Source organism: Panacibacter ginsenosidivorans (assembly GCF_007971225.1).
In the GTDB taxonomy this organism is placed as follows: Bacteria; Bacteroidota; Bacteroidia; order Chitinophagales; family Chitinophagaceae; genus Panacibacter; species Panacibacter ginsenosidivorans.
In genome coordinates this window covers 5,415,434-5,440,822 of the sequence record NZ_CP042435.1, presented here as the reverse complement: position 1 = coordinate 5,440,822, position 25,389 = coordinate 5,415,434, and the positions used below count along the sequence as shown (strand labels likewise).

Annotated in this window: 17 protein-coding genes; 7 read left to right on the top strand and 10 right to left on the bottom strand. The window is 37.4% G+C overall.

What is annotated here, in order from left to right; all coding sequences use genetic code 11:
- Nucleotide 1: 1 nt before the first annotated feature.
- The 3 genes from FRZ67_RS22920 to FRZ67_RS22910 all read right to left on the bottom strand — a co-directional run bounded on the left by FRZ67_RS22920 (nt 2) and on the right by FRZ67_RS22910 (nt 2,547).
- On the bottom strand, nt 2-562 hold the full coding sequence (locus tag FRZ67_RS22920) for a DNA-3-methyladenine glycosylase I (protein ID WP_147192888.1): 561 nt from the start codon (nt 560-562) through the stop codon (nt 2-4).
- A 148-nt stretch (nt 563-710) separates the two neighbouring features.
- Complete coding sequence (locus FRZ67_RS22915; RefSeq protein ID WP_147192887.1) at nt 711-1,754, bottom strand: PorP/SprF family type IX secretion system membrane protein; 1,044 nt, start codon at nt 1,752-1,754, stop codon at nt 711-713.
- Between the two features lie 172 nt (nt 1,755-1,926).
- Nucleotides 1,927-2,547 carry a WbqC family protein gene (locus FRZ67_RS22910; RefSeq protein ID WP_147192886.1) on the bottom strand — a complete coding sequence of 207 codons (621 nt, stop codon included), beginning with the start codon at nt 2,545-2,547 and terminating at the stop codon, nt 1,927-1,929.
- A gap of 273 nt (nt 2,548-2,820) precedes the next feature.
- On the opposite strand from FRZ67_RS22910, the gene FRZ67_RS22905 reads away from it, so the two are divergent.
- Entirely contained in the window at nt 2,821-3,267 is a 447-nt protein-coding gene (locus tag FRZ67_RS22905) for an LEA/WHy family protein (RefSeq protein WP_147192885.1), read from the top strand.
- Between the two features lie 155 nt (nt 3,268-3,422).
- Nucleotides 3,423-6,287, top strand: coding sequence for a S8 family peptidase (locus FRZ67_RS22900; protein ID WP_147192884.1), 2,865 nt, complete (start codon nt 3,423-3,425; stop codon nt 6,285-6,287).
- Nucleotides 6,288-6,520: 233 nt separating this feature from the next.
- On the opposite strand, the gene FRZ67_RS22895 is transcribed toward FRZ67_RS22900, so the two are convergent.
- Nucleotides 6,521-7,183: a dioxygenase family protein gene (locus FRZ67_RS22895; RefSeq protein ID WP_147192883.1), complete on the bottom strand. Its 663-nt coding sequence runs from the start codon at nt 7,181-7,183 to the stop codon at nt 6,521-6,523.
- 328 nt (nt 7,184-7,511) lie between these two features.
- Here FRZ67_RS22895 and rbp point away from each other — a divergent pair, with 328 nt between their 5' ends.
- Entirely contained in the window at nt 7,512-7,781 is a 270-nt protein-coding gene (gene rbp / locus FRZ67_RS22890; protein ID WP_147192882.1) for an RNA-binding regulator, read from the top strand.
- A 138-nt stretch (nt 7,782-7,919) separates the two neighbouring features.
- A complete protein-coding gene (locus FRZ67_RS22885) occupies nt 7,920-8,339 on the top strand; it encodes a fasciclin domain-containing protein (RefSeq protein ID WP_147192881.1) in 420 nt (139 codons plus the stop codon).
- Nucleotides 8,340-8,511: 172 nt separating this feature from the next.
- On the opposite strand, the gene FRZ67_RS22880 is transcribed toward FRZ67_RS22885, so the two are convergent.
- The 4 genes from FRZ67_RS22880 to FRZ67_RS22865 form a co-directional block, all read right to left on the bottom strand.
- Complete coding sequence (locus FRZ67_RS22880) at nt 8,512-10,920, bottom strand: ABC transporter permease (protein ID WP_147192880.1); 2,409 nt, start codon at nt 10,918-10,920, stop codon at nt 8,512-8,514.
- Nucleotides 10,921-11,179: 259 nt separating this feature from the next.
- Complete coding sequence (locus FRZ67_RS22875) at nt 11,180-13,636, bottom strand: ABC transporter permease (protein ID WP_147192879.1); 2,457 nt, start codon at nt 13,634-13,636, stop codon at nt 11,180-11,182.
- A gap of 703 nt (nt 13,637-14,339) precedes the next feature.
- Entirely contained in the window at nt 14,340-15,545 is a 1,206-nt protein-coding gene (locus tag FRZ67_RS22870) for a porin family protein (protein WP_147192878.1), read from the bottom strand.
- Nucleotides 15,529-16,149 (bottom strand): RNA polymerase sigma factor, encoded by a 621-nt coding sequence (locus FRZ67_RS22865; RefSeq protein WP_147192877.1) that lies wholly within the window; start codon nt 16,147-16,149, stop codon nt 15,529-15,531. The genes FRZ67_RS22870 and FRZ67_RS22865 overlap by 17 nt, the downstream gene beginning before the upstream one ends.
- A 322-nt stretch (nt 16,150-16,471) precedes the next feature.
- Between FRZ67_RS22865 and FRZ67_RS22860 the strand changes: the two genes are divergently transcribed.
- A complete protein-coding gene (locus tag FRZ67_RS22860) occupies nt 16,472-16,870 on the top strand; it encodes a hypothetical protein (protein WP_147192876.1) in 399 nt (132 codons plus the stop codon).
- Between the two features lie 63 nt (nt 16,871-16,933).
- On the opposite strand, the gene FRZ67_RS22855 is transcribed toward FRZ67_RS22860, so the two are convergent.
- Entirely contained in the window at nt 16,934-17,983 is a 1,050-nt protein-coding gene (locus FRZ67_RS22855) for an NAD(P)-dependent alcohol dehydrogenase (RefSeq protein WP_147192875.1), read from the bottom strand.
- 258 nt (nt 17,984-18,241) lie between these two features.
- Here FRZ67_RS22855 and FRZ67_RS22850 point away from each other — a divergent pair, with 258 nt between their 5' ends.
- Nucleotides 18,242-19,459: an MDR family MFS transporter gene (locus tag FRZ67_RS22850; RefSeq protein ID WP_147192874.1), complete on the top strand. Its 1,218-nt coding sequence runs from the start codon at nt 18,242-18,244 to the stop codon at nt 19,457-19,459.
- Nucleotides 19,460-19,554: 95 nt separating this feature from the next.
- A complete protein-coding gene (locus tag FRZ67_RS22845; RefSeq protein WP_147192873.1) occupies nt 19,555-20,514 on the top strand; it encodes an ion channel in 960 nt (319 codons plus the stop codon).
- 98 nt (nt 20,515-20,612) lie between these two features.
- Here FRZ67_RS22845 and FRZ67_RS23990 read toward each other — a convergent pair whose 3' ends face one another.
- Nucleotides 20,613-25,232: a LamG-like jellyroll fold domain-containing protein gene (locus FRZ67_RS23990; RefSeq protein WP_147192872.1), complete on the bottom strand. Its 4,620-nt coding sequence runs from the start codon at nt 25,230-25,232 to the stop codon at nt 20,613-20,615.
- Nucleotides 25,233-25,389 lie beyond the last annotated feature (157 nt).

The following is a 25,389-nucleotide window of genomic DNA, read 5'->3' as shown; positions in this document are numbered from 1 at the left end:
TTTATTTCTCCATCCACCTGGGCTTTTGCTTAGCAGCTTTTCTATAAACAGGGCAGGTTTCAACATGTGCGCCTGGCAGATACCCCGTACTCATTAGGAATTCATTTACAATTTCGCCGCCTGTAAATTTGAAATGCTTTTTAAAAAGTTTTACCCAATCTTCTTTTATCAACGGATGATGATGTTCTATCCATTTTTTGAAGGAACCAAACTCTTTTTGCAGTTGCAATATCCTTTTGGCATTTTCAATAGCAGCATGCACTTTTAAGCGATTGCGTATAATACCTGCATCATTTAAAAGTCTTTCTATATGTTTATCACTGTATTTGGCAACTTTCTTTATTTCAAAATTATCGTAGGCTTTAAAAAAGTTTTCTTTCTTTTTCAAAATTGTATCCCAGCTTAAGCCCGCCTGGTTTATTTCCAATACCAGCCTTGCAAAAAGTTCATCATCGCTTTGCAGTGGGAAACCATATTCATTATCGTGGTAAAGTTTATGAACATTATCGCTACCGAGTGTTTTTACGTAGTCGCAATAAGTCTTTATAACAGGTATATCCATACAATAATTTGATCAAACTTAATAAAGGAAATTGTTACTGAAAAAGTAATTGTATAAAATGTTGAATACCGGATGGAAGTAAAAAGAGTGCGACGCAACAGGTGATGCCAGTAGTACTAATGCCCGGCTCATAATTGTGCTATTGATTCTACCACACATTTCTAGGGCACCAATCACCATATTTATTGCCGAGTAAAAAGCCTACCACAATTTCGTGTGTGCCTTTACTTACTGTATTAAGCAAAGATGTTGTATAATCGTATGAGTAGCCAACGTTAATACTGCTATTGATATTTACACCAAACATTGCAGCAAACCCATCATCAGGCCGGGCAGACACCCCCACCCACATAAGGTCGCGGTATTGAAGTTTTAAATTAATATCAAAGCTTAAAGGCACAGGATTTACATATTTCGCAGTTATTGAAGGAAGCAAACTTAGATCCTCACCCAATAACAACCTGTAACCTGCTTGTAAAAACATATGTGGCACAAGCTTGCCATTTATGATTGTTACACTATCGCCACCAAGTTTGCCATCATTGAAACCAATCTTTGAAGCAATGATCTGGTGAACACCAAGCCCTGCAAACCATTCTGCGCTGTAGGCCATAATTCCAATACTGATATCTGGCTTTACATTATTAATATATGCACTGCCTGCCACAACCGGGTCTACAGGGTAAGCGGTGCCAAAATCAAGTTCATCTGTTTTAAGGCTAACATTTTGAATGCCGAGCGAAGCACCCGCACTCATACTTACACGGTCATTTAATGGCAAATGGTAAGCATAACTTCCGTAAAGAGAAAAACGATTGATAGGACCCGTTTTGTCGTTTAAGACTGTAAATCCTAAACCATGATGCGGATCGGTAGATTTATATTCTTCCATAAAAATATGGCCACGCGGATTTTCTCCGGGAGGGTGAAAAGTTGTTGGGTTTGCCCTTCCCGACGAATTTTTGGTCAACGGCCCCTGGATGGTAAAGTAGGTAGTTACAGGTGCACCGTTTAGACCAACCCATTGGTGGCGGTGACTTGCTTTTACATCCCAGTAATTTTCTATGCCTGCTACAGCTGGGTTAATAATATAATTATTAAGTATGTATTGAGTATAATATGGCCGTTGCTGTGCGCAAAGGATAACATAATAAAAAATAAGCAACACAGTTAGAATGGTTCGAATTTTCATGCGCAATAAAATTACAGTTTTAGTGCTTTGAAATAATTGAAAAGCATTTTTGGTTTGAAAATCAATTTTTTAAAATTCGAGAATTAAGCTTTTTGAGCCCGGCAAAAAATAGTTTTTGGGCATTGGTTGCGTCGCACTCTTCAACGCTTTGACCTTTACTGAGGCAAAAACATCAATACTTTAAAAGATCCATAGCAGATGGCCCCATATTAAAAAGCATATCCAAGATACTCAGGTTTGGCTGAAAACCAATTCTGTCTTGAAAAACCTGGGGGTATTGAATAAAAATATCTTCCTGCTGAAAATTATTAGGTCGCCATTTATCTGAGATATCATCTGCAACACTATTATAATCAGCAGCATTATCGAAGTCAACAACAATAATTTCCGCTGGAAAATGAAGCACTGTTTTTAGCCATTCTACTGCAGCCAGGTTTAGATCAAATAAGTAAATATGCTTCTCGTAAAGAAGCTTTTCTACCTCGTGGCTATAATAATCGAAAAACGGCGATTTACCATAACACGAAAAAATAGTGCGCCAGTGATTTGTCATCCACTTTTCCCTGTAAGAAATCCGGACGTCCTTAAAAGGGGCTTTTTGCCGCCTTCCTGACTCGATAGGAACAGACAATGAAATCAGTCCGTTGCTTCCGCAAACGACCATCCTGTTGCGAAAGCTCATTTTTTTATACGCCTCACATCCATCTAAAATGATATATTTTTCCTGAAACGAATATTTAAACCAATTAATAATTGGAAAATATTGATTTTCAATTATTAAACCATTTTTCATTAATTATTTAAATTAATTTTAAAAAATCGTTATTCAATATCAAAACAAGCATTTTTTCATATTATTTATATTTATTTAAATACTCAATAAAATATTTAAGTGTATGATTTTAAATATATTAAATATTTTATTTAAAAACTAAAATATGTAGTCTACAAATATTATCACTCAAAACTCAAAAACCTAAATTTAATAGCAGATAAAAGTACGTTAATAAGAAATACTTTTTCGGCTCAATTGATCTTTCTGATTATTTTGCATGCAAATAATTTCATGAAAATTCTTGCCCCCATCCTGCTCCTGTTATTGGTCTTTGATAGTTGCAAAAAGCCTGAAAGTTTTGAATATCGCGATTTGAGAAATTTTAAAGTAGACAGCCTGGGGTTCGAGCAGTCGGCTATAAGTATGGACCTTGTTTATTTTAATCCCAACAATTTTGGGGTAGACCTGAAGAATATTGACTGCGATGTTTATGTGGAACACAATTACCTTGGCAAGTACAAACTAGACACTACCATGCATATTGCCAAAAAATCGGAATTTGTTGTGCCCTCCAAAATGGATGTGAATATGAAGAACCTTTTTAAGAATACCCTCACTTCAATTTTTACCAAGGAACTGCTTTTGGAAGTAAAGGGTACCACTAGGGTTGGTAAGGCCGGTATTTACATCACGGTTCCTTTTAGTTATTCGGGAAGGCACGAATTCAGCATGTTTTAAAATTGCTTATCTATGTTCAAAAAATGATATATAAGCTGACGAGTGCGACGCAAGAAAAGTTCAATTTATTTTCTAAAGCCGGGGACAAAACAAAAATAATATCAGGAACAGAATTGATATTTTAACCAACCTGATCCAACATTCAAACAAACCAAATGAAGCGCCTGATATTTTTATGTTTGCTTTTTTGCGCGGTAAATGCTTTTTCTCAAAAGACTAAAACAGACTCTACAGATGAGGCTATACAGATAACTTTCAGTGACAATGAATTTCAGGAAAGAGAGTTAGCCGATTCATCTTCCAGCAGTTTTTTCCTCGTAAAAGTTCGAACAGAAACCAGTTCTACATTTAAAAAAAGGTTCAATAGGTCTATTAAAAGGCAAATATCAGGAGAGTGGTTTATTGTAAGCGGCAAAGAAAAACATAACCTTTATACCTCTGAATTAGTAGAAAAAGCATTTGCTGCAAACTCAAACTGGAAACTCTCTCCCGCCCTGTTGCAACAGCAAAACAAACTCGCAGATAAAGAATATATCTTTCTGGTAGAAACTACAGACACCACATCCTTTCGCAAGCTTATAACTCAATATGCTTTAAAAGCAACAATCATAAAAAGTCAGCCATTGTACCATCTTTTCAGGATTAGAACAAATATTGCTTTTGTAAAAGAGGTATTGTTGCCTTCAGAAATAGTAAATGCAGTTGATTTACGCTCAACCATAGCAAAAGAAGAAACAGTTATCAATGATTATGATAACAGTAGCAATAATATCAACTTATTCTTTGCTCAATATCCGAACATTGCTGGCAATGGATTAACCGCATCCATCAAAGAAAACATGTTTGATACGACAGACATAGATTTTAAAAACAGGTACAAAGAAACCAGTCTTGGCAGTTCAACAAATACTTCTCATGCCACTACAATGGCAACATTAGTTGCGGGAGGCGGCAATTCATTCTTTACGGGAAAAGGTGTCGCACCTGCTGCAACACTTGCTTCTTCGGATTTTATTACTTTATTACCTGATGGCAACAGTTATAGTCAATATAATATTTCATTACAAAATCATTCTTATGGTGTGGGTATAGAAAATTTTTACGGCAGTGATGCAGCCGCTTATGATGCAAGTATGATAGCTAATCCAACCCTGTTACATATTTTTTCTGCCGGTAATTCCGGAACTTCTGCTGACACAACTGCCGGAAGCCCATACAAAAACATTACAGGCTTTGCTAATATTACCGGCAGTTTTAAAATGGCTAAGAATATTCTTACAGTAGGTTCTGTTGATTCTTTTTTTGCAGTCCCGGCATTAAGTTCAAAAGGACCTGCTTATGATGGGCGTATAAAACCAGAATTGGTTGCATATGGGAATGACGGCAGTTCAGGAGCTGCAGCTATAACTTCAGGAACAGTATTAGCAGTACAGTCGGCTTATGCGCAAACGCATGCATCTGTATTACCAAAAAATGCTCTTACCAAAGCGATTATTATAAACAGTGCAGACGATATCAATAAACCCGGACCTGATTATTATTCAGGATATGGAAATGTAAATACTTACCAGGCAGTAAAAGATGTTTTGTCCGGCAACTACTTTTCCGGCTCTATAGCAGATGCTGAAACAAAAGATTTTACGATCAACGTTCCATCAAATGCAAAAAATCTGAAGGTAACATTGGTATGGACCGATCCTGCCGCTCAGTCTAATGCATTTACAGCTATAATTAATGATCTTGACCTGCAATTACAAAAACAAAGTACTACATGGTTACCATGGGTATTAAACAGTGCTGCAGATAAAGATTCTCTTAACCAAAATGCTAAAAGAAAAAGAGATAGCCTGAATGTTGTTGAGCAAATAACAATTGATAACCCGGCCAATGGCAATTATACCATCCACGTAAACGGTTATAATATTCTTTCAGGCAGCTCACAGGAATTTTATATTGCTTACAGGTGGGACGCTGCGGATACCTTTTATTTTATATCCCCAGCTGCAAAAGATCATTTTACTTCTGCTGGCAATAGTATCTTTCGCTGGAAAAATACCTACGCAAATAATACAACAGGCAAACTGGAATACAGTATTGATAAAGGTGCAAACTGGCAGTTGATAAATACTACAGTTGATCTTGATAAAAACTATTTGAAATGGATAACTCCTGATACATTTACTACAGCTATTGCCCGGATGACCATCGGAAGCAATGTATATACTTCAGATACCTTTAATTTTTCCAAACAATTATTTCCCCGGGTAGGATTCAAATGCGATGATTCTACGCTTATCTTTTGGAACAAAGCACCCGGTGTAACCAAATATCTTGTTTATACGCTCGGCGATAAATATTTACAACCCCTTACAACAACAACAGATACCAGCATCATTATCTCTAATAATGTTTCGCCATACTTAGCAGTCACTGCAATTTTACAAAATGGATACACTGGCGTAAACAGCTATACTTTTAATTACAATAACCAGGGCGCCGGTTGCTATATCAGTAATTTTTTGGCTGATATTACCGCAAACAAAACGGCACAATTACAATTAAGTCTCGGAACTATCTTCAATGTAAAAAATATACAGTTTCAACAACTCACTGCCAATGGATGGCAAACGATACAAACTATCGAACCGGTTACCAGTGAACAAAATAACTATGAAGCAAATACACTGCATGCAGGCATTAATACATTCAGGGTAGTAATTACACTTAACAATGGTACAACTATCAATAGCACGGAAGCTGAGGTATACTTTACAGCCTCTAATGATTATGTGCTGTTGCCCAACCCGGTTCCGCAAGGGCAAAACCTAACTATTCTGTCAAATAATTTTTCCACTAATGTTGTAAATATATATGATATCGCAGGTCACAAAATCTTGCAGCAAAGCCTTAACGGAACACGAACAGATATTAATGTAAGCTATTTTGCAAAAGGAATGTATTTTGTAGTCATCTACTCTGAGGGCATAAAAGTTTTTATGGGCAAAATATTAATACAATAATTTTTTTGTTTTCGAACAGTGGTATTTCATAGCACCTTCGTTGTGTCACTCACTTGTACGTTTGGAATTTTATGGAGCGAGTCAAAAGTAAAAGTTTAAAACGCAAATCGAAAATTAATTTCACTTCTCACTTTTGGCTTTTCACCGTTGACATATATTCATTAGCACAAGAGTGCGACGCAACTAAAGCTTCATCTATGTTATATAGCCTGATTCATAAAAATATTATGCTGTTATGCAATAGCGATCTTGTATGATCCAATGAGATTGCCGTTCTTATCTTTCGTAACATTCATTAATAGTGTATCGTGACGTTTAGTGTCTTTATCAACCCTTAATTCATAATCCTGTGCAAGTGTTGTGGGGTTAGGGCCTTTACTATAAATAGGGTCTTTGTACACTTCATTCTCAATTGCCTTTGTAAAAAAGAAATTGGTTATAAGTACATCCTGGTTGTTTATATGAACCTTTGCATGTACATGTGTAATCCTGTTGGTGTACCAGCCAGGGAAAACAGATTTGAACCTGCATTCACCATTTTTGTTTGTCACCTGGTAACCACGCAACCATGTTTGATTGATGGTATGCTCATTTTCAAAGTCGGAATAATGACCATCATTATCACACTGCCATATATCTATGATTGCACCTTCTATAGGCTTGCAATCTTTATCTTCCACTTTAAACAGGTAATCTATTGGTGTACCCTTTTTATCCTCGATAATATTAATGCGGTTTAGTTTTTCATCTTTATAATAAGGTCCTACAGGAACAGGTGGTGTAATGGGATCGTTACAAGCCGTTAGCAAATCGGCTACTTCCTTTTTTCTTGATGAAAAGAAGAGAGACCCTATAAAAGAAAGTCCTGTAAGTGAAAGAAATTTATTTCTGTTCATATTGATGTGGCTTTATAATTTTTAGATATGACATGTAATTATTAAATGTAATTATATTTCTGCAAACTATTTTATAAAGCCATGATCAAATAAAGATGGTTCGGAAACCAGATTTAACAGGCTGCCATTGTAATACAAAGAAAGAATTACTTCATTTGGTAATTAATAGCGTACTTTTGTGAAGTGAATAAAAGCAGTTTCAACATTCAGTCCTGATCGGTCTCAATTCTTACACATCTTCATTCGTAACAATTAAACTTCTCTCTACTTTTTGCTGCAATTCTTTATCACAGGTATTTCTATTGTTTTATTTTAAACTTTTTGTTTTATGAACATGTATGTTGCAAACCTGAGTTTTCATACACAGGATGAGGACTTAAAAAAATTATTCGCTGAATACGGAAGCGTTTCGTCTGCCAAGGTTATAACTGACAGGGAAACCAATAAGAGCCGTGGTTTTGGATTTGTAGAAATGGAATCTGATGCAGAAGCCAAAGAAGCTATCAAAGGCCTTAATAACAAGGAAATTGAAGGTAGGGCACTTTCTGTATCAATAGCAAAGGAAAGACCTGCAAGAACGAGCAATAAGAGATGGTAAATAAATTGAAAAGAGCCTGATTACAGGCTCTTTTTTTATTTATGAAGGTTATTGCACTTATATATCAAGAGTATGCAAAACACATATTGCGCTAACTCTTTTTGCAGGTAATTCTGCGTTAAAAAAACTTTTTAAAGCATGTCAACCATTTTACAATTAGCAAATGCAGACAGAAATCTAAGCACTTTAATCAAAGGCCTGAAAGCTTCTAACCTGGAAGAAACATTAAATGGCATTGGTCCGTTTACTATTCTTGCGCCGGTTAATCTTGCTTTTGGCAATCTTACTCTGCCAGATACTTTTGACAACATGATAAAGCAGAGTACTAACAACAGCAAACTTTCAGATATACTCACTTATCATGTAATAACCGGAAAAAAATTATTGAAAGATTTTAAAGACGGTCAGAAATTACAAACAGTGAACGGCAAAGAATTAGCTGTAACAGTAAAAGACGGCGTAGTACGAATAAATGGCGCTAAGATCTTATCCCGTGACAGGCAAGGTTCTAATGGAGTCGTTCATTCAATAGATGCGGTGAACTTACCTACACCATAGTATTCTGATACTGTATAATTAGTTTTCTTATTAACTATATGAGCATTCGTTCAAAATAGTACAGGCGTACAAGAGTGCGACGCAACCAAAGCTTAACTTATTTTCTCTTCTGCCCGGCTCAAAAAAATTCTTCTTTAGTTTTACACTTACACATTTGTATACTTGCTACTTATTATTCTGTTCGTAAACTTTTAACGGGGTTTGCAATAGCTGCTTTAATAGCACGATATCCTACAGTGATCCATGCAATAACAACAGAAGCAAGAATAGCCGATAAAAATATGCCAATACCCGGTGTAATTCTGTATGTATAATCCTGCAGCCATTGATGCATGAAATACCAAGCAAGCGGCGCTGCTACTGCAAATGCAATCAGGATCAATATGGTAAACTCTTTAGATAAAAGAAAAATAATATTACTTACAGATGCGCCAAGCACTTTGCGGATACCTACTTCTTTGGTACGTTGTACAACCATGAAAGAGATCAATCCATATAAACCAAGACAGGAAATAAATATGGCAATACCCGCAAAGAGTTGATACAATTCTGCCAACTGGTTTTCCTGTTTGTAAAATCCTGCAATCTTTTCGTCGAGGAATTGATAAGAGTACACATAACTGGGATAAATCTCATTCCATATTTTTTCAACTGCAGCAAGTGTTTCTTTTTCTTTACCGGGCTTTATTTTTATACTGGCCATTTGATACACATCTTTCCAGGTACTCAACACTACAGGTGCCATTGGTTCTTTTAAAGAATAAGCATTAAAATCTTTTACTACACCAACTATATTGGCAACATGCCCGCCATCCCAGAAATCTATTTGCTTACCAATAGCATCTTTGGGGTTTGTAATACCAAGCTTTCTTAAAAGGGTTTCATTTACCACAAATTCTCTTACTGTATCGCTTGGATAATAAGGCCTGCCCGCAACAAATTCAAGGCCATACAGCTTGAAATAATTTTCATCGGCCCATTTAAGGTTGGCGCTGAAATCCGTGCTCCTTGCAGCATGATCATACTTAAAATCGCTTTGCCAGTTACTATTATCTGAAGGGCTTGCAAAACTGAACGAAACAGATTCTACATTGCTATTTTTAGATAGCTGGTTGTTTAGGTAATCAATTTTTGAACGGCTCAAACTATCCCCGGGAATGTACACATTAATGATCGCAGCTTTATCAAAGCCCAATGAGGCGTTGCGGAAATAATCTGCCTGGCTTACTACTATCAATGTGCCTATGATCAAAACATGGGCAATAGTAAATTGTAATATCACTAATCCTCTCCTTAGAGAAATACCACCTGCCATCTTAGAAGTGATCTTGCTTTTCAAAGCCGTGATTGGATTAAAACCTGACAATATCATCGCAGGATATAAACCTGATAAAACAATGACAAGAATAGCCACAACGAACAAAAACAATAACAGCACAGGATCATCTGCAAAACTTAAAATCATTTTTGTTTCAAGCAACTTGTTTAGAAAAGGCAAAGTTGCCGCTGCAACTGCAATAGCAGCCAATAATGCAAAGATTGTGATAATAGCCGTCTCACTTAAGAACTGGAAAGCAAGTTGTTTGCGGCTGCTGCCCAACACTTTTCGTACACCTACTTCTTTAGACCGATTAACAGCCTGTGCAGTTGCAAGATTTATAAAGTTCACACAGGCAACTACGATCAGGAAAATACCAATAAGCAGTAAAGCAGTTATCAGTTCTTTGCTAAAAGTTTGCCCCCTGTAATTACCAAAACGATCATCAAAATGTATTTCTGTTAAGGGTTGTGCGATATAACCATCTTTTGAATATTCATCAGGCTTATGCTTCTTTGTAAACGCTGGTAATGCCGCATTTAATTTTGCTGCAGTAAATTCCTGAGGTAATTCTACAAAAGTTGAATGCTGGCCATAAGTACTTACCCAATCTGTAAGCCTTTCTTTATTTGCATTCGTATAAGTTATATAAGAGATCACAACTTCGAGTGGGAAGTCTGTATTAGCCGGTGCATTTTTTATAACGCCTGTTACTTTAAAAATATCTTTGTTCTGGTACTTAATTGTTTTACCCACCGCAGTCTTCCAGTCACCAAAATATTTTTCAGCTATAGCCTGAGATAACACAACAGTATTGGGTTCACTCAAAGATTTTGCACTGCCTGCAAGAAAAGGAAAATTAAACATGGAGAAAAAAGAGGGCTCTGCAAAATAAAGTTCAGGCTCGCTGAATTTCTTCAACGTTTTGCCTGTTGCATCTTCAATAGTAACCTGGTCGCCACCCGATTTCAAAATCGATGCTACTTGTTTTATCTGTGGAAAATCAACACGCAATGCAGCGCCTACAGGAAATGCAACGCCTGAGGAATAAGAAACACCATCCTGGTTATGAAACTCAGAGCCTATACGGTAAATATTTTCTTTGTTGTTATGAAAATTATCAAAACTTGTTTCATACTGTATCACTAAAAATACCAGCAGGCATGCACCAATACCAACTGTAAGCCCAAGTACATTCAGCAAAGCATAAGTCTTATTTCGCTTAAGATTACGCAAGGCTATTTTTAGATAATTCTGAAACATATTTTGTATTTAATACATTGTATAAAAATTATTTGTCGGCTATTATATCTCTCCTCATCGCCTGTTGTGTCACTCACTTGTACTTTCTGAACTAAATTTATCAGATGAAAAGCGAAAGGTAAAAAGTCAAAACATAATATTTACTCTTCACTTGTTGCTCAATGCAATCCAGTACAAGTGTGCGACGCAACAAAAGCTTAATGTATGTTCACAAGTCCGGCTCATAAAAATCTTCCTCATTTTCACATCCGCACATTTTTTATTCTGTCCTCAAGCTTTTAACCGGGTTCATAAGTGCTGCTCTTATTGCCTGGAAGCTTATTGTAATTAATGCAATCAATAACGCTGCGACCGTTGTTATCAAAAACACTGTCCAGCTAATGTTGGTGCGATAAGCAAAATCCTGCAGCCATTTATTCATAACAAACCATGCAATAGGCGACGCAATAACTATAGCTACTGCTACAAGCTTTAAAAAATCTTTTGAGAGTAATGTTACAATGCCTGCAGTGCTTGCTCCTAATACTTTTCGTACACCAATTTCTTTGATGCGTTGTTCTGCACTGAATGTGGCCAGGCCAAACAAACCAAGACATGAAATAAAAATAGCAATGCAGGTAAAGTAGGTAACAATACCAGAGAGCCTGTTTTCTGCAGAATAATTTTTTTGAAAATCATCATCAAGAAAACTATACTCAAATGGCTCTGACGGATTAAGTTTATGCCAGCTATTTTGAATAGAAGAAATTGCTTTACTTATATCTCCGGCCTTTGCGTGCACGATTATGTAATTATACCGTGATTCATTATTAAGCTGAAACCCATAAGGTGTTATCGGCAAATGCAGGTCTTCAAAATGAAAATCTTTTACCACACCAATTATTTCAAAACCATAGTTCCTGTCTTTATAATCAAAATATACTTTCTTACCAATAGATTGCTGTGGGGAAGCAAAACCAATTTCTTTGATGGCGCTTTCATTTAATATCATCCGGTAATTTGTATCAGCAGCAGCAAATTGTTCTGAGAATAATCTGCCTGCAACCGGTTTTACATTGAGTGTTTGAAGATATCCAACATCTACCCAGTTCATACGTGTGCGTTTTGCATCATTCATGGTTTGCCCTTCTCTGTATAAAAGATTATCTGCTGGATTAAATATGCCTGGATAATATTGCGATGCGCCTACTGATTGCACCTGTGGCTGCTTGTTTATTTCTGCCTTAAATGCAGTATAAATATTCTTTGCATTTTCACTGCGCAATGGAATAATGATCTGCCTGTCTTTATCAAAACCAAGATCAGCAGAACGCAGGTATTGCATCTGGCTGGCAATAACAACTGAAGCAATAATAAGCACTACAGAAATAATAAACTGAAATACAACAAGGCCCTTTCTTAATGAAACTGCCGCCAGTGAATTAGAAAATCTTCCTTTCAATACTTTAATAGGCTTGAAAGAAGATAAATAAAATGCAGGGTAACTACCAGCCAGCAAACCTGTGATCAATGACAAAGCAAAGAAGGCAAGTATTACAGTGAGATCAGCAGGCAAAGACAATGAAAGATGTTTATCTGCAATTGTATTAAATGCAGGCAACAATAATTCTGTAATACCAAAGGCAAACACAAAAGCAAGCACACTCATAAATACAGACTCACCAAGAAACTGACGTATCAATGAATTTTTCTCTGCACCTAAAACTTTTCTTATCCCAACTTCTGCTGATCGTTTTGAAGAACGTGCTGTAGAAAGATTCATAAAGTTGATACATGCAATGAGTAGTGTAAACAATGCAATGGAAGCAAGTATATATAAATAAGTAACGCTGCCTGATGCCGTTACATTCTGATCCATACCAGAATAAAGATGAATGTCTTTTAACCTTACAAGAAATTGTTTTTTATCAAAGCCCATTGCCTTCAGGTCTTTACCCGCATACTTATCAATAAAGGCCGGAAATTTTGCCGCTAATTTTTTTGCATCTGTGCCTGGTTTTAATTGCAGGTAAGTAAAGAACATGTTATTCGTTGCAAAACTGGTACCCGACTCTTTTATATATTGCTCAATAGATCCACCGGTCATCGACATAAAAAATCTGCCATCAATATGCGAAGGTCTATCTGAAGGTCTGTACACACCTGTGATCGCAAAATCATGGTCTCCGTTAGTGCTGCTGCTGATATGTATTACTTTATTTAATGCAGGTTGGTTGCCAAATAGTTTATGAGCGATCTCTTCAGATAACACAACTGTATTTGGTTTGCTCAATGCAGATGCCGGGCTGCCTTCAATAAAATTGTAACTGAACATCCTGAAGAAAGTAGAATCTGTAAGAAAGCCTTTTGTTTCATAAAATGATTTTGTATTTCCACCGGTTTCGTTATACTGCAGCAGGGTTTTATCTTCTGCAAAAAGTCCCATTAACCTTGTTGTCTGCTGCACTTCAGGAAATTCAAGCTGCATAGCCTGCGCCATTGGTGCAGGCGTGTTGGGCATTTTGTGTTCCTGGCCCTGCTGTACAAAAATGGTTGCCAGTTGATATATATTATCAGCGTTTGGCTGCTGCTTGTCATAGCTTGTTTCATTGATAATATAAAGTGTTATCATCATGCAACAAGCCAGCCCAACAGATAATCCAATGATGTTGATAAAAGAGAAAATCTTGTTGTTCTTAAAATTTCTCCAGGCGATTTTAAAATAACTGCTGATCATGAAAAGTGTTTTATGTAATGAGCATTTGTAATGCTGTTGGGCTATGTTGTGTCACTCACTTGTACGTTCTTATCATTATTCATCAACGAAGCACAACGCTCCTACCGTACACAAATTCCCAACGGCTGTGCCAATATGCAACTAATTGTTTTTCAGTACTGCGCATTACAAAAAACAAAAACAGGTGTACGATAACGAACACCTGTTGTACGCTGATGAACAAAGAAAAACAATACATGGCCAGGGTTAAAATAAGTATACCGCTATGCAAATAATATTTCCATAAGCCGATCTATTTCTTCCTCACCGGATTGTGGTAGAGGAAACTCAGTAAGGCTCTATACATATAAAAAAGTATAGGTAAGCCTGCAGAAAAGTGGACAAGATTTTATGCCGATGGATAAATAAAAATGGATACTGGAAAGCAATTTCATCACAGGGTAAAACACTAAACGAAAAGAATTGATAAGTATAAGTTTCGTTCACAGTAATTCTTCAAGGCTCAATATATTACAAAGCGTATAATTGTGCGACGCAACAGAAGTCTGATTAAAAAACAAATGTTGGGTTCATCTATTTTTTAAGAAAGAAAATATATAATAAAATTGCCCTGCTATAAAGCAGGGCAATTAAATATCTTAAAGGTATCCACATTGGCATCTCTTATGGCTTTCTGTTTAGGGAAGAACCATCTTTATGTGTACTATTTAAAATATTTTATAAGTCCTATGTTTATGCCAGTGCTTGTTACAGGTAAATTACTTCTTCCAATTCCATTCAACGGTATGCGATAATAGGGCTCTATACGTATGGTACCTATAGCACCAATTTTTTTCTCATAGCCTGCACTCAACTGTATATTTGAAAAAAGATTTTCTACAGATTTGTTATACTTTTTAAATCCATCTCTTTCTTCACCGTTTTTTTTATATTCATAGTTGTATCGTTCTCTATGCACAATGTTAGAAACAGTGCCCGCAGATGCAAAAAATTTGGAATTGCCATTATCATTGAACGTATAATGAACAGTAACCGGTATTTCTGTTACACTACAAAACACGTTAATGCCGGTGATCTGAGATTCATCGTGCCTTATACTATTTGGCTCTGCATACTTGCCATCGGTGTGATAATATTTGCGGGCCTTTATAACGGCAACTTCAGCCTGCAGTCTGCTACTAAAATTATACCCCATAAGAAATCCAAAATTTAGACCAGGCTTTTCAAATGCTTGTTGTTTTACATTTGATAATTCTGGCGATACCATAAAACCTGCATACAAATTTTTGGGCTTTGAAAGTGTAATATTGAACATTCTTTTTTTGTTGCTGCTTTCAATAACCGCCTGTTTTTTGGTATTGATCATTTCATCAGACGTGTTTATAATATCCATAGTGCTTTTTGCATTTAACTCCATCTGTGGCATTATCGTTGAAGTTATGTTTACCGGACTATTTATAAAAACCAGAGACAAGTCTTTTTGTGTATTGGCCTTTGTAATAATGTTCTGCCCGACACTGCCGGCCTGGTAAACAACATGCCTGCCATTGAATATATTCTTTACAGAAAACCGTTGTTCATCTTGCTGCAGGTTGTTTACAACACGTTCAGATGACGTCGCAGATAATAAAGCTTCCTTTCCATGGTTTGAATCATGCTCACTATTATTGTTAATAATGATTTCGTTTTGTTTAAAACTATAATTGGCAATGACAAATGGAACAAGCAAAAATAAAATTACTGCTACAGATTGCTGAAGTAACTGTAAACGAAAACTGTTACCGGCTGCTGCATTTTTTGATGACAGCTTTTTGCGCATATCTTCCCAATCAGGTACGCCTGTTTTTAAAGGATAGTCTTCCGCTGCTTTACGGAACAGTTCGTCAATATTTTCATTTATTTGCGGCATAGGCTGCCTGGGCTGAATTTTTTTGTAAGATTTTTTGTAACTGCGCCCTTGCTTTTGAAAGGCTTGATTTTGAGGTGCCCGTAGATATACCCAAAACAGCAGCAATTTCCTGGTGACTTAATCCATCTATCACAAACATGTTAAATACGGCACGATATGAAGGAGGCAGTTTCTTAATTTCATTTACCAGTTCTTTATAAAGCAACAACTGGTCTGCTGCTGTACTTTTATCAGGTTCATCCCATATATGATCAGGCATCCCACCTATTTCCGGCATCATATTATTTCTTCTTAATTCATCTATTGCTGTATTCACCATTATACGCCTTATCCACCCAAACAATATCTTCTCAAAATCTTTGTCATTATTACATTCAAAAGTTCCTATGTTCTTAAATATTTTTACAAAACCATCATTCACTGTATCTATAGAACGGTCGTATCTGTAGATGTACCTAAAAACAACTTTTAAGGCAAACCCATAAAATTTTTCGTAAAAAGCTTTCTGGCTCCGCTGATCAAAACGCTTACAACCCCGGATGATCTGCTTCAATACTTCAGGTTCGTAATGTTCAATTTTTGTATTTATAGGTATAATACGCATGATGCCTGCGGCGGTTGCCTAAGCTATATATTTTACCGAAGTTAATATTTACCAAAATAAAATCAGTTTTTTATTCCCTTGTAATAGAAATACACGGAACTGGCCGGAAACATGTTTTCAGTCTTTAAATTTTTTATTAGCAGGCTGTAGTGCTGCTATCGTCTTTGCTTGTGTCACTCACTTGTACGCCTTTATCTTTATGCAGCTTTCAGGTTCCGAACCAGTTATTGACCGTTAAATTCCATAAATTTTTCTCAATATAATCTGTAAAGAACCCAAATCATGAAAATGGCATTACTTTGGATTTTATAATAAAAAAACTTTGAAACAACTTTACATTATAAGCCTCTTATTCATTACATCAGCAGTTCGCTCCCAACAGGTAGACAGTATTGCTTTTCACTTATATACAGACAGCCTGAAAAAAGGTACCTTCAATTATATTAACGTAGACGGCAAACTCAGCAACGGCCATTACATCCCGCTTACTGATAAGCAAATTAAATTCGAAAGTAATGCAGGTCACTGGGAAGGTAACAGCCTCATAATTGATTCCGGTTATACAAAAGATTCAGTCATAATCACTGCAACATTAAAAGAAAGACCCCAACTGTTTAAAATAATAACTGTTTACATTAAGAAAAGCAGTTACGAAGGAAAGGTTTATACAGAAAAAGAGCTCTCCGAAAAAGACAATAAAAAAAAGAAAAAAAATCAATGAAACGTAAACAAAAACAGCCCGGCAAAAATTTACCGGGCTGTTTTTTGCCTATTGCTGCAAAAATTATTTTTTCAAACTGGCAATATCAATTACAAAACGATACTTTACATCATTCTTTATCATTCTTTCGTAAGCTTCATTGATGTAATCGATGTTGATCATTTCAACATCAGCAACAATATTATGTTCCGCGCAATAGTCAAGCATTTCCTGTGTTTCTTTCATACCACCGATCATAGAACCAATAATGCTTCTGCGATTGTTCAACAATTTAAATGCAGAAAGTTTCGAAGCTTCAGGTGGCAGACCAACAACGATCAGCTTTCCGTTTAGTGCAAGCAGATCAAGATAAGTTTCATATTCATGATTAGCAGAAACAGTATCCAGAATTACATCAAAGTAATTAGCATATTGTTTCATTTGTTCGGGATCTTTTGTAAGAATAAAATTATGAGCACCCAATCTTTTTGCATCAGCTTCTTTAGATTTCGAGGTGCTAAGCAAACTAACTTCGGCACCAAAAGATGCCGCGAATTTTAAACCCATATGCCCTAAACCACCCAAACCAATAACACCTACTTTCATTCCTTTCGTAACGCCTGTATAACGAAGGGGCGAATACGTTGTAATACCTGCGCAAAGCAATGGCGCCACAGCCTTCAGGTCAAGTTTATCTGAAACATGCAATACATATCTCTCATCAACTACTATCTGGGTTGAGTACCCCCCCTGTGCAAGTGTTTTGCCATCACGTTCTTTACCATTGTAAGTCGGCGTCATACCTTCTACACAATAATTTTCCAGGTCCTGCATACAATGCTTACAAACACGGCATGAATCAACCAATACACCAACACCTGCTGTATCCCCTACTTTAAATTTCTTTACATGATTACCAACGGCTACAACTTTACCAACAATCTCGTGACCGGGAACCATCGGGTAGAGTGACCCTCCCCATTCATCTTTTACCTGGTGTATATCTGAATGACAAACGCCACAGTATAATATTTCCACCTGTACATCATGAGGACCAACATCTCTTCTATCGAAATTAAATGGTGCAAGGGGTGTTGTTGAACTTTGCGCTGCATAAGCATTTACAGGAATCATAAACTTTAATTTTTTAGAAGAACAAATTTATGAAAGCATAGTTCAATGAAACAGCCATTTATTATCGTTATAAGAAATTTTTTTATGACGAACAAGGTTACTTTCTGCTGAATAGAATATAAAGAGTACAAGTGTGCGACGCAACGATGCTCAATTGCAGCGTAAATGCCGGGTTCAAAAAACTCATCCTATACTATTACCGGAAATAAAATAATCAGGCTCTTAATTTTTGCTTTCATATAATTTCGCAATCATTTTATGCTTGCATCTACCGTTCAACTATATAAAAATGCGTACACGGGTTTATCGCGTAAAACATGGTACCTCTCGGTTGTAATGCTCATCAACCGCAGCGGTACGATGGTAGTGCCGTTCATGACTATTTATGCCACGCAAAAATTACATTTTAGTATTACACAGGCTGGATTTGTAATGGGGCTTTTTGGTGTGGGTGCTATTGTTGGTGCATTCATCGGCGGAAGAATCACTGATAAGTTTGGGTTTTATCCCATGCAGATTTCATCGTTGTTACTTGGCGGAACAATGTTTATTGTTACGGGTTACATGCACACTTACACATCACTATGTATAAGCGCATTTGCATTAAGTGTGTGTAATGAATCTTTCAGGCCGGCAAATGCAACAGCCATTGCCTTTTACAGCAAAGAAGAAAACAGAACAAGATCATACTCGCTGAATCGTTTGGCAATAAACCTGGGATGGGCCGTGGGCGGGGCTTTGGGAGGATTTCTTGCATCAGTAAATTACGATCTGCTGTTTTGGGTTGATGGCTGTACCAACATTGCCGCAGCTATTTTGTTACTGAAATTATTGCCTTATGTAAAGAGTGGCAGCAAACATATAGAGCACAAAGAAACCACTATAACAAAACCAGCATACAGAGATACAATCTATGTTTTATTTTTGGTATTAACGATCATGTTTGCAACATGCTTCTTTCATTTGTTTACAATACTTCCTGTTTTTTACAAAACATCCTGGTTATTAAATGAACAATTTATCGGTATGCTTATGGCGCTTAATGGTCTTATCATTGTATTAATAGAAATGGTGCTCATCTTTAAATTAGAAGGTTCAAGACCGCTTACCGGTTTTATACAACGCGGTGTAATGCTTGTGGGCATTGGTTATGCGTTGATCAACATTTTACCTGTTGCTGCATGGTCTGCAATAATCTCCATGATCATCATCACCGTTGGAGAAATATTTTCTATGCCTTTCATGAATTCATTCTGGATAACAAGAACAACAGTTAACAACCGCGGTCAGTATGCAGCCATGTACACCATTGCATGGAGCATAGCACAAATAGCCGCACCAACATTGGGCAGCCAGGTTGCAGCCAACATAAATTACAATGCATTATGGTGGATCATTGCAGCCATTTGTTTAATTACCAGTATTGGGTTCATGTTGCTTGGCAGAAAAATAAAAAAACAAACTGAAGCATTGTAGTTTTTATTTTGTTCCAATCTTTTACTCTTTATTCAACGTTCCTTGCGTCGCACTCTTGTACTGCATAACTTTACGCTGCAATAATCATTTACTATATGGCATTACGAAAAAAACATAATCCTTTTTTGAAGAGCAATGACGATACGGGTTTCAGCAGTAATAGCGGTAACTACGGTGGCAGATTTGTAAATAAAGACGGCACATTTAATGTAAAAAAAGAAGGTATTCCTTTCTGGGAAAGATTCAGCATGTTTCATACCATGCTAACATTGCCAACATGGAAATTCATAAGCATCATCGTTATCTTTTTCATATTCATAAACCTCATATTTACCTTTATTTTCTGGATAGTAGGCGCATCAGAGTTCACCGGAATGATAACAAAAAGCACCTGGGATATCTTCCGCGAAATGTTTTTCTTTAGCACGGAGACATTCAGTACTGTTGGTTACGGAAGAGTAAATCCTGTTGGTGGCATGGCTAACTTTTTCGCTGCTGCAGATGCATTGACAGGTTCTTTATTCTTTGCATTAGTAACAGGTTTATTGTATGGACGTTTTTCAAAACCAAAGGCATATATACAATTTACAAAGCATGCGTTAATTAGTCCTTATAAAGATATAAGGGGTTTAATGTTCCGGTTTGTTTCGTTTAAAGACAATCATACGCTTACAGATGTTGAAGTAAAAGTGAGCCTTAGTATACTGGAAGAAGAAAACGGAAAAAGTGTTTACAAATTTTACAGCCTGCCACTTGAAAGAACAAGAGTGGATAGTCTGCCCATGAACTTTACTGTTGTGCATCCTATTAATGATGAAAGCCCCATACAGGGCTTAACCCTGGAAGATATGCGAAATGCAGATCTTGAGCTCTATGTTTTATTGAGAGGCTATGATGATGGTTACTCAAGCACTGTTCTTCAACGCACTTCTTATACTTACGATGAAATTATTTTCAATGCAAAATTTGCACAGATGTATAAGGAGAGCGGTGATGGCGATACTACGATAGTTAACCTGAATAAATTAAATACTTATGATTTACTGGATATATAAACAAATATGAGAAAGTACAAAGTTAATACTCATAAATTTTTAGATTTTTTTCAAAAGCAAACCGGGCAGTATTATTACTGCCCGGTTGCATGAGATATCTAATGTGAGTGATCTACAATAATTTTTTTCGATTGTATGCCACCTGTATCACTGACTATTACAAGTAAATAAACACCATTTGCAAAACCGGAAACGTCTATTTGTTGTTGGGCAAGTTTTGTGAAAGGTTTTACTTTTCCCTGTTTTAATACTCTTCCCTGTATATCCTGTAGTTGCAGGCTTACCTCGCCATTTGATACGCCAACCAATTGCACGGTTAGAAGATCACGAACCGGGTTTGGCCAGATCTTTACTGTATAATTTGGCTTCACCGGCTTATTATCCCCTGTTGTTATTTCGGGGCTTGTGGTTAATGAACTGAAATCATCGTTCAGTATAGTACCGGTTGCTGTACCGTCTGCAATAGCTGCATTCTTTGGATTGCTAAGCTCTACCGTAAATGTTTCATCGGGCTCAACCTGCCTGTCGCCGCTTATAATAATTTTGATTACTTTCTGCGTCAGGCCTTTTTTGAATGATACTGATCCCAATGTTAAAGCATAATCACTACCGGCAAGAGCGGTGCCATTCTGTGTTCTAAAATTAACCGTGACTTTTTGAGTTGCTGCTTTACTCAGGCTCACAATGAATTTCATAGCCTTCAGGCCATTATTACCTTCAACAATGGACGCATCGGCAATAGAAATTGTAACAGGCGTATTGCATCCTTCATCAATATGTCCATCACAATTATCGTCTATTCCATTACCACATATCTCTGCTGCGCCAGGATGAACAGTTCCGTCTGCATCATTGCAGTCTGTGTTATTATCTACACCACATGCAACTGATGAGCCTGCACCATAGCCATCGCCATCATTGTCTGCATACAAGAGTTTGCTGTCATCGCAATCTGTGTTATCTGTTACATAACCGGATGGCGGAGTTGATGAACATTCGCTGATGCTGTTGTTGGCATCTCCAAAACCATCACCGTCATTGTCTGCATAATAGGTTTGTGGTGAATGAACTGTTCCGTCTGCATCATTGCAGTCTGTGTTATTATCTACGCCACAGGCAACAGGTGAGCCTGCACCGTAGCCGTCTCCATCATTGTCTGCGTACAACAGTTTTGTATCGTCACAGTCTGTGTTGTCTGTTACATAGCCGGAAGGTGCTGTTGATGCGCATACGCTGATACTATTGTTGGCATCACCAAATCCATCACCATCATTATCTGCATAATAGGTTTGTGGTGCGTGGACAGTTATGTCGGCATCATTGCAATCTGTGTTATTATCTACACCGCATGCAACGGATGAACCTGCACCATAACCATCGCCATCATTGTCTGCATACAAGAGTTTGCTGTCATCGCAATCTGTGTTGTCTGTTACGTAGCCGGAAGGTGGTGTGGATGTGCATTCGCTGATGCTGTTGTTGACATCTCCAAAACCATCACCGTCATTGTCTGCATAGTATGTTTGTGGTGTGTGAACAGTTCCGTCTGCATCATTGCAGTCTGTGTTATTATCTACACCGCATGCAACGGATGAACCTGCACCATAACTATCGCCATCATTGTCTGCATACAAGAGTTTGCTGTCATCGCAATCTGTGTTGTCTGTTACGTAGCCGGAAGGTGGTGTGGATGAACATTCGCTGATGCTGTTGTTGACATCTCCAAAACCATCACCGTCATTGTCTGCATAGTATGTTTGTGGTGTGTGAACTGTTCCGTCTGCATCATTGCAGTCTGTGCTATTATCTACACCACAAGCGACTTGTGGGCCTGCACCATAACCATCACCATCATTGTCTGCATACAAGAGTTGTGTATCATCACAATCTGTATTATCCGCTACATAACCGGATGGTGCTGTTGATGAACATGCGATGGTACTGTTATTCGCATCGCCGAAACCATCACCATCATTATCTGCATAGTATGTTTGTGGTGTATGAACAGTTCCATCTGCATCGTTACAATCTGTGTTATTATCTACACCACAGGCAACAGGTGAACCTGAGCCATAACCATCACCATCACTGTCTGCATACAATAGTTGTGTATCATCGCAATCTGTGTTGTCTGTTACATAACCGGATGGTGCTGTTGAGGTACATTCATTGATGCTGTTGTTGGCATCGCCAAAACCATCACCATCATTGTCTGCATAATAGGTTTGTGGTGCGTGAACTGTTCCGTCTGCATCATTGCAGTCTGAATTATTATCTACACCACAGGCAACAGGTGAACCTGCGCCGTAGCCATCACCATCACTGTCTGCATACAACAACTTTGTATCATCGCAATCTGTGTTGTCTGTTACATAACCGGATGGTGCTGTTGATGTGCATTCGCTGATGCTGTTGTTGGCATCTCCAAATCCATCACCATCATTGTCTGCATAATATGTTTGTGGTGTGTGAACAGTTCCATCGTTGTCGTTGCAATCTGTTCCATTCGTTGTAAGCGAGTAGCCTTCAGGTAACGATGCACCATAGCATATCGTTTCAGAACCTGCATCATAACCATCGCCATCTATATCAATATAGGCGCTTGCTGATTGCCATTTGGTATTATCAAGTGGAGCGCAATCAAGCTCGTCATTTACACCATCATTATCATCATCCACATCACAGGCATCACCCACACCATCACCATCCGTATCTTTCTGATCAGGGTTTGACACTGTACTACAATTATCTGTTGTATTGCAGACACCGTCGAAATCAGGATCTACACAAGCATCACATGCATCGCCGACTCCATCAAAATCAAGGTCTGCCTGGTCCGGATTATAAGTATTTGGGCAATTATCACCAAGTATCACTGCATAACCGGCAGGTGCTGTGTTTGCATCTACTGCACAAAGAAATACATGGGAGCCTGTACCATGACCATCGCCATCTACATCGAGATAAAAAGGAAATGATCGATACACATTTGCATTGTTATCATCGCAATCGAAATTATTAATACTGTAACCAGAAGGCGGAGTATTTGAATCAACTGCGCAAAGCATTACCGGATTTCCTGATCCATAATTATCGCCATCTGCATCAAGGTAGAATGCGAATGATTGATGTACGCTAGAATTGTTATCATCGCAATCTGTATAGTTGCTTACATATCCTGAAGGCTGTGAACAATCCAGTATATAATTACTAATGTCACCATAGCCATCATTATCTGCATCTTTATAGTAAGTGGTTTTAGCATTTACAGTTATCGGAAGTTGATTACTGCTAACAGTCTGCGGGTTTGCGCATGCCGCACTACTTGTTAATTCAGTTGTATAGATATCTCCGTTTGAAGTATTAGCAAATGTAGTAGATGAACTTCCTCCTGTCTCAAATAAAATTCCATTTTTATACCATTTAAAATATGGGGCAGTGCCTCCGTTTGTAATGTCTGCATTAATCGTAATATCCTGCCCTGAACAAATGGTTGTTGAGGCAGCGCTTATACTAATCGTTGGCGTTACTGATTGATGTACGCTGCTATTATTGTCATCGCAATCTGTATTATTGGTTACATAACCGGAAGGAATTGTTCCTGTATAATTTGTAATTACCGTATTGATGTCGCCATAACCATCATTATCATTATCCTTATAGAAAGTGTACAATGTACAGCCTTCATCAATCTGACCATCACAGTTATCATCGATACCATTGCCACATATTTCTTGCGCTGGGTTTACAATAACATTAAAGGAACAGGATACTGGCAGACCATCTCCATCTGTTATTGTATAAGTAACGTTGGTTGTTCCTTTATTAAAAGTTAAACCACTTACAGAACCGCTTCCGTTACCTGTTGTGGCGCCGCTTAATGAATAAGAAAGCGTACCATTATAATCTGATGGTGAAATAACCGGATCAAGACCATTCACAAGTTTTGTACAAATACCCGGTTCACCGGTTACAGTTGTAGTGCCGGGACAAGTAATTGTAACTGGTTGCGCAGCGGTAATGAAATTATTATATAGACTAGTGATTTCAGACGCTGATAAAGCCCTGTTGTAAAAACGTACTTCATCCAGCTTTCCATTTAAAGGATTATAATACGGAGGAGAGTATGCATTATATCCCATTTGACCTAATACAGGCGCTAAAGTGGAGTAATTTGGCGTTGTAGTACCTTCTGCAGCAGAAGCTTTGAAGCTTCCGTCAATATAGATGGACAGCATTCCTGCACTTCTTTCTGCTGTTACATAGTGCCATGTATTTGCTGTAAAAGAAGTAGCAGCAGAACCCACAGAACTATTTTTAAAATTAAATTGAATATTCCAGGGCCCATAGGCATTCCATAGCCAAACACCATAACCACCGTAATTTAGATTATTATCAATAAGACCACCTTTAGAATTGCCATTAAAATAAAGCCCAAAGGATACAGAAAAATCACCGGTAAAATCCAGGTTACCATTATCTGTTATCACCACATTGGAGGCTGTTGAACCTGCAAATTGAATGGCACTATTGGCAACGTTCAAATTGTCTGTTGTGTAGGTTGTTGCGTTTGCTACCGCAGAAACATTGGCTGAACCGCTATTATTAAGGTTTCCATTCATCTTAAAATACGCAACCAACCCATTCGATAAATCCTGCGCATACAGAAAGTTGAAAGCAAATAGTGTGAAAATAATGAGCGTAATTAATCGTTTCATAAGGTTTGATTTTTGTTTTGGTAGTTGTTTATTTTTTTATTTATGTCGTCCGGATCAGTTTTCATATTCGTTGCCTCGCACTCTTCAACTGCATCACTTCATTGATCAATAAAGAACAGAACGTACAAGAGTGCGACGCAAGAAAAGTTTCATTCAA